The organism is Arthrobacter sp. BGA-UO-ETr-C19 (assembly GCF_059568005.1).
This window is the reverse complement of the sequence record NZ_JCAQPC010000024.1, coordinates 1-14,563: the sequence shown is the minus strand read 5'-3', so window position 1 is coordinate 14,563 and position 14,563 is coordinate 1. Positions and strand designations below refer to the sequence as shown.

The window sequence follows — 14,563 nt, the reverse complement described above, 5'->3', positions numbered from 1 at the left end:
CCGGTATCAGATATCCTTGTTTAGTTGCTTTCGCAGCAGCGGATCGGGATGTAGCGCAGCTTGGTAGCGCGCTTCGTTCGGGACGAAGAGGTCGCAGGTTCAAATCCTGTCATCCCGACCAATAAGGAAAGAGGGTCTCCCCCAGGGGAGGCCCTCTTTCTGTTTTCTACGGACCCCGCCCAACTAGGTAGCAGCAGACGGGGTTCTCAGCGCTGGGAACGCCCTCACCTGCTACCTAGTTGGGTCCGTCCGGGCTCAGTTGCCGCCGAGGCTCTGGTTATGGATGTTCTGCGTCGCCTGCCCGTCGCCCAGCAGGGGCATCCGGGGCCGGCGGGATCCGCCGTCCGCCAGGTAGTCGCCGCGGCTGTCATAGGTTTGGACCCGGTTCAGGTGCCGGTGGCGCAAACGGAGGCCGACGGCGAAAAGCACCACCGACTCCAGCAGCGCCGCAATGCCGATCATCCCCCAGACGAACGTCCCGGCGTCGGCCGTTCCCCTGAACACCTCAACGATTGCGGCGCCGGCAGCGGCCGCCACAATCAGCGACGTCCCGGCAATGGTCCAGAGGAAAAAGGCCCACTGCAGGCCGTCGGTCACTCTCCGTGTCATGGTCCCCACTCCTTGGTTTACGGCTGCTGTTTCCGGAAAGAAAAACGGCCCCGGAACATGATGTGCGCATGTTCCGGGACCGTTCTCTCATGGAAGCTGTTTACATGGGATCAGGCCAGTTGCCAATGGAGGTTTCTGACACCATGGGATCAGGCCAATTGCCGATAGTGGTCTTGTTCACGTCCTTGACGCGCATCGGATCCGGCCAGTTGCCAATGGCAACCGGGGTGCCCGCGTTGTCCGCGATCGAGCCTGCAGACAGAACGGCGGGAGCCGCAGCAGAAAATGCGAGGGCCCCCGCCAAAACGGCAGCGGCTGCTATCTTCTTCAACATGTGAGAGTTCCTCAATACGAGTCGGATTCGTTACCAAGTCAGCACAGTCCTTGTTGACATACATTGTAAAATGTTTTCCACAGAGGGTGTCAAGCATTCTGTACAAAGGCTGTCCGGAATAGGAGGAACCCCAGTGGGTAACGGATTCGGGGAGAAGCTCCGCGCTGAGCGGCTGGAGCGCGGACTGACTCAGGCCGAATTGGGCAAAGACTTGTACTCCCCCAGCTACATTTCCCTGCTGGAGACGGGGCGGCGGGAACCCACAGCCGACGTCATCGAAGAGCTCGCCCGCAGGCTCGAGCTCGCGCCCAAGGCCCTCGAGGCGTGGAGCCAGCCCATCTCGGTCAGCGACGCCGAATACGTGCTGGCCGGACTGTACGCCCGCCAGGCGTGGGACCTGCGCGACTACGCCCTCGCCGCCGAGCACGCCGCCAACGCGGCCCGGATTGCCCTGGACGGCAAGAACACCAGCGCCTGGTGGAACATGACCTACATGCAGGCCGAATGCCTCATGAAGCAGGGCCAGCTCAAGGAATGCCAGAAGATCATGGAGCACCTGTCCGAGCACCCCATGGCCACCGAATCGGCGGGCCTCGGTGTCCGGGCGCGCCAGATGCTCGCCGCCCTGTGCCACGGACAGGGACAGCTGAGCACCGCCGTCGAGCACGCCGAGAAGGCCGTGGAGCTGTGCGCACAGCTGCCCAAGGGTTCAACGCTGATCATCGGCGCGCTCCGTGCGCTGATCGGTGCCCTGGCCGAGAGCGGCCGGCTGGACGAGGCCTGGAAATACTGCCAGGACATGAATGAGCAGATGGACGAGCGTTCGATGTCCCAGCTCGCCGGCGAGGTGGCCTGGGTGATCGGGAACGTCGCGTTCATGAGGCACGACTACCCGGAGGGCATCAAGCACCACGAGCGGGCGGCCAAACTGCTCTCCCCCGCCAACGACATCGAGCTCTGGGCCCGTTTCAACAAGGCGTCGGCCGCCGTCCGCCTCTCCTCCGGAATCGTGGAGCCGGAGACCCTGTCCGCCATTGAACGCGCTGAGCTCGCGCTGTCCATCGTCGGCGGCAACAAGACGGACCAGCTGGAGGTGGCGTTCATCCGCGCCCGCTGGCTCTACCTCACGGGCGACATTGTGGCCGCAGTGCAGAAGCTCCGCGATATCCACGCCGAACGCGCCGACCTGGCCAGGCACACGGCCGGCGAAGTCTCGCTGCTGCTCGGCAAGTCACTGAAGGCCGCGGGCGAAGCTGATGAGGCGCTGGTGCACCTGGAGGAGGCGCAGAAGGAGTTCAGCGCCGCCGGTGCGCAGGACCGCGTCCAGCAGGCCCTCGACGCCGTGCTGGAGATCCGGCTCGCCCAGCGGCGCGCCGCCGCGGCCGAGGCCAGCTGACAGCTGTTCCGGACGAACGCCAGGCGCCCCCGGGACTCTTTCCGGGGGCGCCTGGCGTTTTGTTTAAGGCCTGGACTGCCTAGCTGAAGGTGCGGCCGGTCAGCTTCTCGTAGGCCTCGACGTAGCGGGCCCGGGTGCGGTCCACGATGTCCGCGGGCAGGGCCGGCGGCGGCGTGTCGGAGGCCTTGTCCCAGCCGGATTCGGCGGACGTCAGCCAGTCCCGGACGAACTGCTTGTCGTAGGAGGGCTGAGCCTTGCCGGGCTCGTAGGTGGCGGCGTCCCAGAACCGGGACGAATCCGGCGTCAGGACCTCGTCTCCCAGCGTGATGGCACCGTTCACGACGTCGTAGCCGAACTCCACCTTGGTGTCGGCCAGGATGATGCCGCGTTCACGGGCGATCTCCTCGGCCTTGGTGTAGATGCCCAGGGTCAGCTCGCTCAGGCGCGCGGCGATGTCGTCTCCCACGATGGACACGACGGCGTCGTAGGTGATGTTTTCGTCGTGCTCGCCCACCTCGGCCTTGGCCGACGGGGTGAAGATGGCTTGCTCCAGGCGGGAGCCGTCCACCAGGCCTTCCGGCAGCGGGATCTCGCAGACGGTGCCGGACTGCCGGTACTCCACGAGGCCGGAGCCGGTGAGGTAGCCGCGGGCAATGCACTCCACCGGGAACATTTCCAGCTTCTTGCAGATCATGGCCCTGCCCTCGACCGCGGCCGGCACGCCGTCCTCCACGGTGGATGCCAGGACGTGGTGCTCGACGCCCAGCTGGTCGAACCACCAGAGGCTCAGCTGGGTCAGGATCCGGCCCTTGTCCGGGATCTCGCTGCTGAGCACGTGGTCGTAGGCGCTGATGCGGTCACTCGCCACCACCAGCACGCATTCCTGCCCGAACTGCTCGTTGATGGCGTCGCTGGCCGGGATGTAGAGGTCGCGGACCTTGCCCGAGTAGACATGCTTCCAGCCGGGCAGCTCGGTGTGCGGGGTGTCCAGGCCGCGGGGACCTTCCTGTTCAGCCACAGTCACGCCTTCTCTTCCGATGCGGAGCCGGCCTGGGCAGCCGACGGGGCCGCGACGGCGGCCGACACCTTGATCTCACCGCGTGCGGCTTTGCCTGCGATGTCCGTGCGGAACTGGGCGCCTTCCAGCTGAACCAGCTCCACGCCGTCGTACGCCCTTTCCCGAGCCTCCACGAGGTCGGACCCCAGCGCCACCACGGCCAGCACGCGGCCGCCGGCGGAGACCACCTTGCCCTCGTCGTCGAGCTTGGTTCCGGCGTGGATCACGTGGACGCCGTCCAGTTCGTCCACCTTCTTGAGCCCGCGGATGCGGTCACCCGTGCGCGGGGTGTCCGGGTAGTTTTCGGAGGCGACGACGACGGCGACTGCCGTGTCCTTGGACCAGCGCAGCTCTTCTGCCTGGTCCAGTTCGCCCTTGGCAGCTGACAGGAGCAGGGAACCGAGCGGGGTCTTGAGCCGTGCGAGCACCGCCTGCGTCTCGGGGTCGCCGAAGCGGACGTTGAATTCGATGACGCGCGTGCCTCGCCTGGTCAGCGCCAGGCCGACGAACAGCACGCCGACGAACGGGGTGCCGCGGCGGGCCATCTCATCCACGGTGGGCTGGGCGATGCGGTCGATGACCTCCTGGACCAGGCCATCCGGAACCCAGTCGAGCGGGGTGTATGCGCCCATGCCGCCGGTGTTGGGGCCTTCGTCGTTGTCGTAGATGCGCTTGAAGTCCTGCGCCGGGGACAGGGCCACGGTGTTGCGGCCGTCGCACAGGACGAACACGGAGACCTCGGGGCCGTCCAGGAACTCCTCGATGACGACGGTTCCGCCGGCGTCGAAGCAGCTCTGGGCGTGGGCCAGGGCATCGTTGCGGTCGTTGGTGACCACCACGCCCTTGCCGGCGGCCAGGCCGTCATCCTTGACGACGTAGGGCGCGCCGAAGGTGTCCAGGGCCGAGCCTGCTTCGTCCGCGTTCACGGCCACCAGGGCCATCGCCGTGGGAACGCCGGCTTCGGCCATGACCTGCTTCGCGAAAGCCTTGGAGGCCTCGAGCTGGGCGGCCGCCTTGCTGGGGCCGAACACCGGGATGCCGGCGTCGCGCACCGCGTCGGAAACACCGGCGGCGAGGGGGGCTTCGGGACCTACGACAACCAGGTCGACGTCGAGCCGGGTGGCGAGCGCCGCCACTGCGTCCGGATCGTTCCCGTTGATGGCGTGCGTGGGGACGAGCTTGCTGATGCCGGCGTTGCCCGGAGCCGCGTGGACTTCGGAAACGTTGGGGTCGGCAAGGAGGGAGCGGACAATGGCGTGTTCGCGGCCGCCTGGGCCAATGACGAGTACCTTCACAGTCTCCAAGGGTACTTTGTGCACCGTGCTGGCTCCTAAGCTGAGGCCCGGCCCTCAGTTGCGGCCGGCGGACAATCCGGATGGCCCGCCGCTACGAACCAATGTCATGAAGAAGCTCATGAGGTTGCTCAGGGGACCAGCCGCACTGGCGGCCCTCGCCGGGGTGGCCGCCGCCGCCGTCGTTCTTTCCGTCGCGGAACTGCTGGGGGCGTTCTTTACGGCCCGCGCCACTCCCCTGATTGCCCTCGGCTCGACGTTCATCGACTTCACCCCGCCGTGGCTGAAGGACTTCGCGATTGCGACGTTCGGCACCAATGACAAGGCCGCGCTCTTCGCCGGGATGGGTCTGACGATTTTCGTGCTGGCGTGCGTGCTCGGCGTGGTGGCGTACCGGAGATGGGCGCTGGGCGCCGCCGGAGTGCTGTTCATGGGTGCGGTGATCGTGGCCAGCGTGGTGACCCGCGCGGGCGTCAGGCCGCTGGACGCCGTGCCCTCGCTGGCGGGAGCCGTGGCAGGGCTGGTAGCGCTGCGGCTGCTGGTCTCTCGGCTGTGGCGGCTGCGGGCCTTTCCCGACTCTCCGGCTGACGTGGCGGCCAAGGCGCCGGAGCGGCCGGCCACCTCCCGGCGCGCCTTCTTTGCGGCAACAGGCATCACGGCGGCCGCCGCGGGCATCGCCGCCACCGGAGGCCGGCTGCTCAGCGCCGCGCGCAGCACTGTGGCGCAGGCGCGGGAGTCCCTCCGGCTGCCGGCCCCGGCCCGGGGTGCAGCCGCCGTGCCCGCCGGGGTGCAGTCGGCCACTCCGGGCGTGACGCCATGGCTGACGCCCGGTAAGGACTTCTACCGGATTGACACTGCCCTCAGCGTTCCGGAGATCAAGGCGGAGGAGTGGCAACTGCGCGTGCACGGGCTCGTGGAGGAGGAGGTCCGGCTCACCTTCCAGGACCTGCTCGACGCCGAACTGATCGAGTCCCATGTGACCCTCACCTGCGTCTCGAATCCGGTGGGCGGCAACCTCGCCGGCAACGCCAAGTGGCTGGGGCTCCCCCTCCGCGAGGTGCTCAAGCGGGCCAGGCCCACCTCGGGCGCGGACATGGTCCTCTCCACCTCCATCGACGGATTCAGCGCCTCCACGCCGCTGGAGGTCCTGCAGGACGGCCGCGACGCCATGCTCGCCATCGGCATGAACGGCGAACCGCTGCCGCTGGAACACGGCTACCCGGTGCGCATGGTGGTGCCGGGACTGTACGGCTTTGTCTCCGCCACGAAGTGGGTGGTGGATCTGGAGGTGACCCGGTTCGCCGACAGCAAGGCTTACTGGACCCAGCGCGGCTGGTCGGAGCGCGGTCCCATCAAGACGATGGCCCGGGTGGAGGTGCCCAAGTCCTTCGCGGTGGTGCCGGCCGGGCGGGTGGCCGTCGGCGGCACGGCGTGGGCGCAGACCCGGGGAATCACCAAGGTCGAGGTGCAGATCGACGGCGGCGGCTGGGCTGAGGCCGTGCTCTCGGACGAGGCTTCCGTGGACACGTGGCGGCAATGGTCCTTCGACTGGGATGCCAAGCCGGGCTCGCACTACATCAAGGTGCGCGCCACGGACGGGACCGGTGAGGTGCAGACGGAGAAGCGCGCCGATCCCGTGCCTGACGGCGCCTCAGGCTGGCAGTCGGTCATGGTCACGGTTGAGTAGCCGGTCCAGCGGCGCATTGGCCGCGCGTTTTTATGCGGCCAGCCGCCCCGGACGGCTCCCGGGGAATGCCCGTGCCGCACCATAGACTTGGGCCATGGCCCTAAATTCGCACGCCACGTTCACTGTGGATTCCGCCGTTGAACTCGCCGTGGTTGAACGAAGCGGATTCGTGGAGTCCCGCCATATCGGGGCCGCCGTGGTGCTCGCCGCTGACGGCCACGTCGTCACCCAGCTTGGCGACATCTCCACCCCCATCCTGGCCCGGTCCACGCTCAAGCCCCTGCAGGCGCTGGCGGCGATGCAGTCCGGCGTTCCGCTGCGCGGCGCCCAGGTGGCACTCGCCTGTGCCAGCCACACCGGGTCCCTCGACCACATGGACGTCGTCGAGGGCATGCTCAAGGCCGCGGGCGTCAAGGAGGACCAGCTGCAGTGCCCCGCCGCGTGGCCGCAGGACGAGACGGCCCGGACGTGGCTGACCCGGTCCGAGCGGGGCAAGTCCCGGCTGGCGTTCAACTGCTCGGGGAAGCACGCGGCTTTCCTGTGGGCCTGCACCGAAAACGGCTGGGACACGCACAGCTACCTGGAACCCAACCACCCGCTGCAGCAGCGCATCCGCACCGTGATCGAGGAGTACTCCGGCGAGCGGATCGCCCACCTGGGCATCGACGGCTGTGGCGCCCCGGTTGCGGCCATCTCGCTGACCGGGCTGGCCCGTGCGTACTCCCTGCTCGCCAAGGCTCCCTCCGACAAATCCGCCAATGCCCGCGCCGCCACCATCGCAACCTCCATGCTGGACTACCCGTGGGCGGTCCAGGGCAGGGGCGAGGCCAACACGATCGTCATGGAGGAGCTGGACGTCATCGCCAAGATCGGCGCCGAGGGCATCCTTGTCATGGCCACGTCCCAAGGGGTCTCGGTGGCCCTCAAGGTGCTTGACGGCAACCTGCGGGCCACCTCGCTGGTCGGGCTGACCCTGCTGGCAGCCTGCGGGGCCGTCGACATCCCGGGGGTGTCCAGCGTGCTCGAGAAGGTGGTGGAGCCGGTCCTCGGCGGCGGCCGCCCCGTGGGCAGGATCCGCCTGGGCCACGCCGTCTCGGCACTGCTGGACTAACGTACTTCTAGCTCTTCAAGGAGGCACCGGTGGCAGTTGCGCGCCGCAGAATCGACCCGGCCGACGGCCAAGCGGCACTGAACGAGTGGGCGGCAGGTGCCGTCCCGCCGTCGGACGCTGCTCCGGCCGCACCCGCCGCGCCGGCGGTTCCCCGTTCGGTGATCGCGACGGCGGTCCGGTACTCACTCGAGGAGGTCACCGCCCGGGCGCCGGGGAATTCGGTGGAGGTGCGGGTGCCGCCCTTCGGCGTCACCCAGTGCGTGGAGGGTCCGCGGCACACACGCGGCACACCCCCAAACGTCATCGAGTGCGACGCCGCCACCTGGCTGGCGATGGTGACCGGCCGGCTGAGCTGGGCGGACGCCGTCAGCGCCGGACGCGTGGCGGCCTCCGGCCTGCGTGCCGACCTCTCAGCCCTCCTCCCGCTCTGAGATCCGCTTCCCCGTTCTCACACGAAAGGCAGGACCCCGCCCAAGTCTGAACTGCTCAGCCCGGGGCGGGATCCTGCCTCTGTCATTTGGAGTTTTTGTACAGATATCGCGACCTCAAAGGCCTTTAGCGGCCAATATCTGTACAAAAACTCCGGTCGTTACTCGTGGTTGATGGCGGCGGACGGCCTGCTCATCTGGAACTCCGGCATCTCACCGGGGTTCGGGCCGCCGCGGAACTTGGGCGAAGCCTGACCGCCCCCGCTGATCCGTTCCAGTTCCTGCTCCTGGAAGTCCTCCTCCACACCCAGCATGACGGCGGAGTCGTGGTTGGTGATCTCGCCGCGGAACGCCCGGACCATGACGCTGCGGTCGAACTGGCCCTCCCACTTGGAGACCACGAAGGTTGCCACGCAGTTGCCCAGCAGGTTGACCACCACGCGCATGGAGTCCATGAGCCGGTCAGCCCCGAGGAGCAGGGCGACGCCGGCCACCGGGAAGATTCCGAGCGCAGCTGCCGTGGCGGACAGTGCCAGGAAAGATGAGCCTGGGACGCCGGCCATGCCCTTTGAGGTCAGCAGCAGGACACCGAGGGCGGCAAGCTGCTGACCGAGGTCCAGATGGTGGCCGAAGGCCTGGGCGAGGAACAGCAGGGAGATGGACAGATAGATCGCCGCACCGTCCAGGTTGAACGAGTAGCCGGTGGGCACCACCAGGCCGGTGGTGGCCCGTGAGCATCCGGCATTCGTCAGCTTGGTCATGATGCGCGGCATCACGGCCTCCGTGGAGGCGGTGCCCAGGGCCAGCAGGAATTCCTCGCGGGTGTACTTGAGGAACTGCCACAGCGGAACCCGGGCGAAGCCCCAGGCCACGAGGAACAGGAGGCCGATGAAGACCACCGCGGCGCCGTAGCAGGCGGCGATCAGTTGCGCATAAGTGCCCAAGGTGTCCAGCCCGTACTGGCCGATGATGAACGCCATGGCACCGAAGGCACCGATCGGGGCCACCTTCATGATCCAGGACATGATCTTGAAGATGAGTTCGAGGACCGTCTCCATGAGGCTGATGACCGGCATGCAGCGCTCCCGGCCGATGACCACAATTGCCGCGCCGAAGAAGACCGAGAAGAAGAGGACCTGCAGCAGGCTGTTGCTGGCGAAGGCGCCGATGACGCTGGTGGGAATGACGTCCAGGATGAAGGCCGCTGCGTCCTTCGGCACGGCGTGGCCGGTCTTGGCGTCGAGAGCCTCCTGGGACAGGGTGCTCGGATCGATGTTCAGGCCCGCTCCGGGCTGGACGATGTTGCCGACAATCAGGCCGAAAACCAGGGCAAAAAGTGTGGCCGCTGTGAAGTAGAGAAGAGCCTTGACTCCTACCCTTCCGACCGCCTTGACGTCGCCAACGGCCGAGATTCCCGTGACGATCACGAGGAAGATCAGCGGCGCGATGATCATTTTGATGAGCTGGATGAAACCGTCACCGAGCGGCCTCAGCTGGGAGCCAAGGTCCGGCCAGAAATGCCCTATGAGAACACCTGCCACGACGGCGATCAGAATTTGGAAGAAGAGCGACCTATAGAGGGGCTTCTTCTTCGACGGCACCGAACTCGCCTTCAGCGCCGCGGAATCTGGGATCTTCATTGATCTGTACCTATCAATTGGGAACTGCCCCGGATCGGGGTCTGCTTCCAACGTAACCCCGGTCACACAATTCCGCAAGAGGAAATTCAGTTTTCACAATGCGGAACTATTTCGCCGGTCACAATTGAGTTTTTGTCCACTTTTTGGGACTTGCCGCGCCTCCAGCGGCCGGTATCTGTACAAAAACTCCTACACGGGCCAGCCCTGCTTGCGCAGCGCCTGCCTGACCCGCGACACGACCCAGTCACGCCCGCGGCTCATGTCGACGCTGTTGACTTTGACCTGGCGCCAGCCCGCGTCCGTCACACGCTGGTCCCGGTATGCGTCCAGTGCCTGCTGCTCAGGAGTCAGGTGATGGAGCCCCTCATACTCGATGCACGTCCGGAACCTCGGGCACCCGAGATCCGTCCAGACCGTCCTGTTCAGGACGTCATCCACGCGGCAGTTCGGCGTGAACTCGGGAAGGCCGGCGCCGTCCAGCAGCAGGCGGAGCTTGCTTTCCGGCGGCGAGTCGACGCCGACGCACAGCAGGTCGAGCGCCCGCCGCGCCTTCCGCACCCCGTGGATGCCATTGGCGCCGTCCACAAACTTCCGCAGCTCGGCCAGCGGCACCATGGCGACCTTCGGCGGCCCGAAGTGCCTGGCGTGTTCGCTGACGATGGCGTCACCGGCCACCACAAGGTCGTCGATGGGCAGGACGGAGCCTAGGTCCACCCACGTCCTGGCCACGGAGGTCAGCCTGAGGCCGTCGATCTCAACAAGATCGCCGCTCCGGACCTTGAGCCGGTGCCCGGCGATCCCGCGCCGGCGCGGAAGGGGTTCGCCGCTCTCCCGGGAGAGGTGGAGGAACCGTCCGGGCTCGCGGAAATGCGGACCGCTTTTCTTGCCCCATGGCACGGGTTCGACGACGGCGGTCACCGGTGCGCCGCCGTCGGGCCTGAACTCGGCCCACGGCGGCAGGGGGACGCCGTGGACTTCGGCAGCGGTGACCAGGCTGGCGAAGGTGTCCGGATCAAGTGCGGTGTGCGAGCGGACGAGTGCGGGAAGGTCGGCACCGCACGACCTCGGCACGCGGATGCCCCTGCTTGGGCGGTGCATGTCGCGGGCGAAGAGCCTGCTGGCAGGAACGCCGGCGAGGGAGGCCTCGGGAACGGCGAAGGGTCTGCCGCCGATCTCCTCGGGCAGCGGTGACAATCTGGTCATGCTCCATTGAGGCACCTTGAAGAGGCCTGCGGGACGTTATCCACAGGCGCAACTTCGAGGTCGCGAGTTTTTGTACAGGTATTCGACGCTGAGGGCCGTTTAAGTCGCGATATGTGGACAAAAACTCGGGGGAAGGACGGAGGTCAGGTCAGCCGCGGCCTATGAAGGGCATTCCCGCGGCCGTGATGACCACCGAACCCACGCTGGCCGACGGCGGCATCCCGGCCATCATCAGCACTGCACGGGCCGCGTCCTCCACCGGGAACATCGGTTCCACCTTGCGGCTTCCGTCGGCCTGGAGCGCCCCCGTGCCGACCCCGATGGTGTCCATGATTTCCGTTGCGGTGTTGCCGATGTCGATCTGCCCGCAGGTGATCCCGAACTCCCGGCCGTCGAGCTCGATGCTCTTGGTCAGGCCCGTCATGGCGTGCTTGGTGACGGCGTAGGCAACGGTCCGCGGCCGGGGTGAGTGCGCCGAGATGGAGCCGTTGTTGATGATCCGCCCGCCCCGCGGTGTCTGTGCCTTCATCGCCCGGACGGCGGCCCCGGCGCACAGCACCGAGCCGGTCAGGTTCACGGCCACGGTGGCCTCCCAGTCCGCCACGGTGATCTCATCCACCGACGCCGCCGGCCCGAAGACGCCGGCGTTGTTGAACAGGACGTCCACCCGGCCCCAGCGCCGGAGGACAGAAGCGAAAAGGCGTTCGACGTCGTCGGGCACCGTGACATCGCACGGCACCACAAGCGCGTCCGGATGCCCGTCCGCTGTTTCCAGGAGCTGCTGCTCACGGCGGCCCGCCAGGGCCACCCGGTAACCGTCCGCCAGCATTTGCCGGGCAACCGCGCGCCCGATGCCGGAACCGGCACCGGTCACGACGGCGACCCGTCCCGTAGTAGGTGGAACGGTCATGCTGCTTCTCCTGGAGTTGTTGGAACCTGGGCGGCGGGAACCTTAGGCGGTGGCGGGAACGTCGTTCGACGTCAGCGGCCAGCCTATGACGGTCTTGGGCCGCGGCGTGGCGTACGTCCGCACCTTGGACGTGGAGAGCTGCATCCGGACCAGGGACTCCGCGATGGTCACGGCGGCCGCAACCCCGTCCACGACGGGCACTCCGGCCCGCTGCCGGATCTGTTCGTCCAAGCCCGCCATGCCGCCGCAGCCCAGCACGATCACCTCGGCCTTGTCCTCCCGGACGGCGAGCAGCGCCTGGCTGATGATGGCCTCGACCGCCCGCTCCGGTTCCTCCTCGAGTTCCAGCACGGCCATCCCGCTGGCCCGCACCGAAGCACAGCGCGCATCGAGGCCGGCCAGCTTCAGCCGGTCCTCGATCAGCGGCACGGCACGGTCCAGGGTGGTGACCACGGAATACTTGTGGCCCAGGAACATGGCCGTGCTGGCCGCCGCCTCGGTGATGTCAACGACGGGCACGTCGAGCAGTTCCTGCAACCCCTCCCGGCCGTGCTCGCCGTAGCCGGCCTGAATGACGGCGTCGAAGGGTTCAGGGTAGTTGACCACGCGGTCCATGACGGCGATCGCGGCCAGGTAGCTCTCAAAGTTGCCTTCGCAGGAGTCGGCCCCGAAGCGCGGCGTGATCCCGACAATCTCGGTGCCCGGTGCTGCGATGCTGCGCGCCTGGGCGGCAATGGAATCGGTCATGGACTGGGTGGTGTTGACGTTCGCAACGAGTATGCGCATGGTTCCTCCTGGACTGGTGGCCCAAGTGACTCGCAGTTGTTGTCGTTTTGGGGGCTCAAAACGACATTAAGTGCGAGTCAGTTGGGTGGGTGGCTCTTAGTGGGTGCTGGCGACGGCGATGGCCTCGCCGTCTGCGTCCTCAAAGCGCAGCCTGCGGTCGGCGATCACGTAGTAGCTCAGTGCGCCGACGCCGGCCCCGAAGAACCAGGCAAACGGTGCCGCCGCCTCAAAGGCGGGGAGGAAGGCGACGAGGATGGCCAGGACGGCCGCCGGCACGAGTGCGATGATGGCCCGCGGATTGACGCCCCGCTTGTAGAAGTAGGCTCCCGCCGGGTCCTCGGTGTAGAGCTCGGGGACGTTGACCTTTCCGCGGCGGAGCAGCCAGTAGTCGGCCATGACGACGCCGAACAGGGGGCCGAGCAGTGCACCCAGCCCACCCAGGAAGTAGACGATCACGAGGGGGTTGTTGTAGAGGTTCCACGGCAGGATGACCAGGCCGATGGTGCCGCTCACCCAGGCTGCGCGGCGGAAGTTGAGCCGCTTGGGGAAGAGGTTGGTGAGGGCATACACGGGAGCGACGAAGTTGGCCATGAGGTTGACGGCGATGGTCAGGATGAGGATCGCGAGGCAGGCCAGCACCAGGAACAGGGTGTTCGGGATGCTTTGGACGATGTCGGACGGCGTTTCGATGATGGTGCCGTTGATCTTGTACTGACCTCCGGCCAGGACCACCACGATGGCGCCGAAGAGGAGCATGTTGATGGGGATGCCCCAGAAGTTGCCGCGCACAATGGACTTCTTGGACACCGCAGAGCGCGTGAAGTCGCAGAAGTTAAGGACAAACGTTCCGTAGATGGAGACCCAGAGGGCACCGCCGGCGAAAATAGTCCGCCACATCTCGCCGCCCTCGAGGCCCCGGATGCCGGTCCACTGGATGGAGCCCTGCGCCTCGGTGAAGACCCAGACAGCCAGCAGGACCATCGTCACCAGGATGACCGGACCGGCGAAGGCCTCGTACTTGCGGATCATCTCCATGCCAAAGCTGACAATGACGAGCTGCACGATCCACAGCCCCACGAAGGACATCCAGCCCAGGGTGGAGAGGCCGAGAATGGAGTTGGTGTCCAGGTCGTGGAGGGACGGAACCATGGCCACCAGCATGACGCGGAGCACCACCGAGGCAAGGAATGTCTGGATGCCGAACCACGCCACCGCCACCGCCCCGCGCAGCAGGCTTGCGAGCTGTGCACCGCGGATGCCGAAGCTGATGCGGCTCATGACAGGAAACGGAACGCCCGTTTTCTGCCCCATGAAGCCGGAGAAGCTGAGCAGGACGAAGAGGAGAACCGCTCCGATGGCCAGGGCGGTGAGGATCTGCCAGCCCCCGAGGCCCAGGGAAAAGAGTCCGACGGCGAACGCGTAGTTTCCGAGGCTGTGCACGTCGTTCGCCCAGAGGGTGAAGATGCTGTACCCGGTCCAGCGGCGCCCTTGCCGCTTGGTGGGTGCGAGGTCGGTGTTGTAGAGGCTGGGGCTGATGTCGCGGCCGGCTGCCGCGCTGGCCGCCTCACACAGGGCGTCGGTGGCTGTGGCGGCCTGGACCGGCTGGCCCGACAACGGCGTCGGCCCGTCCGTTTCGACGCCGACTGATGGGGTCGTCTGCATCTGGTTCTCCGGTTTCTGGGATTTTCGCAGTGGTGAGCCTTCGATCGGGCGATCAGCGTCGCCGGATTATCGCTGTTATTCCACATTGCGAAATAAACTTGTTGAATAGTGAAAACATCGTATGACCTGCATCACCTTCAGGTCAAGGTGCTGGGCCGGCGCTATTGGTCACAAACCGCACCTTTGGCCAACGCCCCGCCGTCGCTGCCAAGGAATGGGCGGCAGCGTTTGACCGGGATCTAGTGCTGCCGATAATCTCGAATAGCAAGAATGTTTTCTCACAATACGAAAACATGAGCCCAACATTCAAAGATGAAACGAGGCTGCCGTGGCTGCAGGAGAAGATACCTCCCATATCCTCAGCGGGTTGACTAACCAGCTGCCTGATCGTGATCCGGAAGAGACCGCCGAGTGGGTTGAGTCCCTGGATGCGCTGATCAGGGAACAG

Annotated in this window: 14 protein-coding genes and 1 tRNA gene; 6 read left to right on the top strand and 9 right to left on the bottom strand. The window is 66.5% G+C overall.

What is annotated here, in order from left to right; genetic code table 11:
- The first annotated feature begins 44 nt into the window (after positions 1–44).
- Positions 45–121 (top strand) — tRNA-Pro (locus AC57BR_RS18970).
- A gap of 134 nt (positions 122–255) precedes the next feature.
- On the opposite strand, the gene AC57BR_RS18965 is transcribed toward AC57BR_RS18970, so the two are convergent.
- Positions 256–609 (bottom strand): hypothetical protein, encoded by a 354-nt coding sequence (locus AC57BR_RS18965; protein ID WP_496363388.1) that lies wholly within the window; start codon positions 607–609, stop codon positions 256–258.
- 100 nt (positions 610–709) lie between these two features.
- Positions 710–943 (bottom strand): hypothetical protein, encoded by a 234-nt coding sequence (locus AC57BR_RS18960; protein ID WP_496363386.1) that lies wholly within the window; start codon positions 941–943, stop codon positions 710–712.
- A gap of 133 nt (positions 944–1,076) precedes the next feature.
- Between AC57BR_RS18960 and AC57BR_RS18955 the strand changes: the two genes are divergently transcribed.
- Positions 1,077–2,339 carry a helix-turn-helix domain-containing protein gene (locus tag AC57BR_RS18955; RefSeq protein WP_496363384.1) on the top strand — a complete coding sequence of 421 codons (1,263 nt, stop codon included), beginning with the start codon at positions 1,077–1,079 and terminating at the stop codon, positions 2,337–2,339.
- A gap of 79 nt (positions 2,340–2,418) precedes the next feature.
- On the opposite strand, the gene AC57BR_RS18950 is transcribed toward AC57BR_RS18955, so the two are convergent.
- Complete coding sequence (locus tag AC57BR_RS18950; protein ID WP_496363382.1) at positions 2,419–3,357, bottom strand: phosphoribosylaminoimidazolesuccinocarboxamide synthase; 939 nt, start codon at positions 3,355–3,357, stop codon at positions 2,419–2,421.
- A gap of 2 nt (positions 3,358–3,359) precedes the next feature.
- Positions 3,360–4,691 (bottom strand): phosphoribosylamine--glycine ligase, encoded by a 1,332-nt coding sequence (gene purD, locus AC57BR_RS18945; protein ID WP_496365178.1) that lies wholly within the window; start codon positions 4,689–4,691, stop codon positions 3,360–3,362.
- 106 nt (positions 4,692–4,797) lie between these two features.
- Here purD and AC57BR_RS18940 point away from each other — a divergent pair, with 106 nt between their 5' ends.
- The 3 genes from AC57BR_RS18940 (at position 4,798) to AC57BR_RS18930 (ending at position 7,917) form a co-directional block, all read left to right on the top strand.
- Positions 4,798–6,375 (top strand): molybdopterin-dependent oxidoreductase, encoded by a 1,578-nt coding sequence (locus AC57BR_RS18940; RefSeq protein WP_496363380.1) that lies wholly within the window; start codon positions 4,798–4,800, stop codon positions 6,373–6,375.
- 94 nt (positions 6,376–6,469) lie between these two features.
- Positions 6,470–7,486, top strand: coding sequence for an asparaginase (locus AC57BR_RS18935; RefSeq protein ID WP_496363378.1), 1,017 nt, complete (start codon positions 6,470–6,472; stop codon positions 7,484–7,486).
- A gap of 29 nt (positions 7,487–7,515) precedes the next feature.
- Positions 7,516–7,917, top strand: coding sequence for a sterol carrier family protein (locus AC57BR_RS18930; RefSeq protein WP_496363376.1), 402 nt, complete (start codon positions 7,516–7,518; stop codon positions 7,915–7,917).
- 158 nt (positions 7,918–8,075) lie between these two features.
- Here AC57BR_RS18930 and AC57BR_RS18925 read toward each other — a convergent pair whose 3' ends face one another.
- From AC57BR_RS18925 to AC57BR_RS18905, 5 genes are all read right to left on the bottom strand, one after another.
- Positions 8,076–9,554 carry a cation:dicarboxylate symporter family transporter gene (locus AC57BR_RS18925; RefSeq protein WP_496363374.1) on the bottom strand — a complete coding sequence of 493 codons (1,479 nt, stop codon included), beginning with the start codon at positions 9,552–9,554 and terminating at the stop codon, positions 8,076–8,078.
- Positions 9,555–9,743: 189 nt separating this feature from the next.
- Positions 9,744–10,757, bottom strand: a complete 1,014-nt coding sequence (locus tag AC57BR_RS18920) for an endonuclease domain-containing protein (protein WP_496363372.1) — start codon at positions 10,755–10,757, stop codon at positions 9,744–9,746.
- Between the two features lie 148 nt (positions 10,758–10,905).
- Entirely contained in the window at positions 10,906–11,667 is a 762-nt protein-coding gene (locus AC57BR_RS18915; RefSeq protein ID WP_496363370.1) for an SDR family oxidoreductase, read from the bottom strand.
- A gap of 42 nt (positions 11,668–11,709) precedes the next feature.
- Positions 11,710–12,453, bottom strand: coding sequence for an aspartate/glutamate racemase family protein (locus AC57BR_RS18910; protein ID WP_496363368.1), 744 nt, complete (start codon positions 12,451–12,453; stop codon positions 11,710–11,712).
- A 96-nt stretch (positions 12,454–12,549) separates the two neighbouring features.
- The gene (locus AC57BR_RS18905; protein WP_496363366.1) at positions 12,550–14,115 is read right to left on the bottom strand and encodes an NCS1 family nucleobase:cation symporter-1; all 1,566 of its coding nucleotides are present in this window, start codon (positions 14,113–14,115) and stop codon (positions 12,550–12,552) included.
- Positions 14,116–14,443: 328 nt separating this feature from the next.
- Here AC57BR_RS18905 and AC57BR_RS18900 point away from each other — a divergent pair.
- A partial coding sequence (locus AC57BR_RS18900; RefSeq protein WP_496365177.1) for a pyruvate dehydrogenase E1 component-related protein occupies positions 14,444–14,563 on the top strand: 120 nt, incomplete at its 3' end.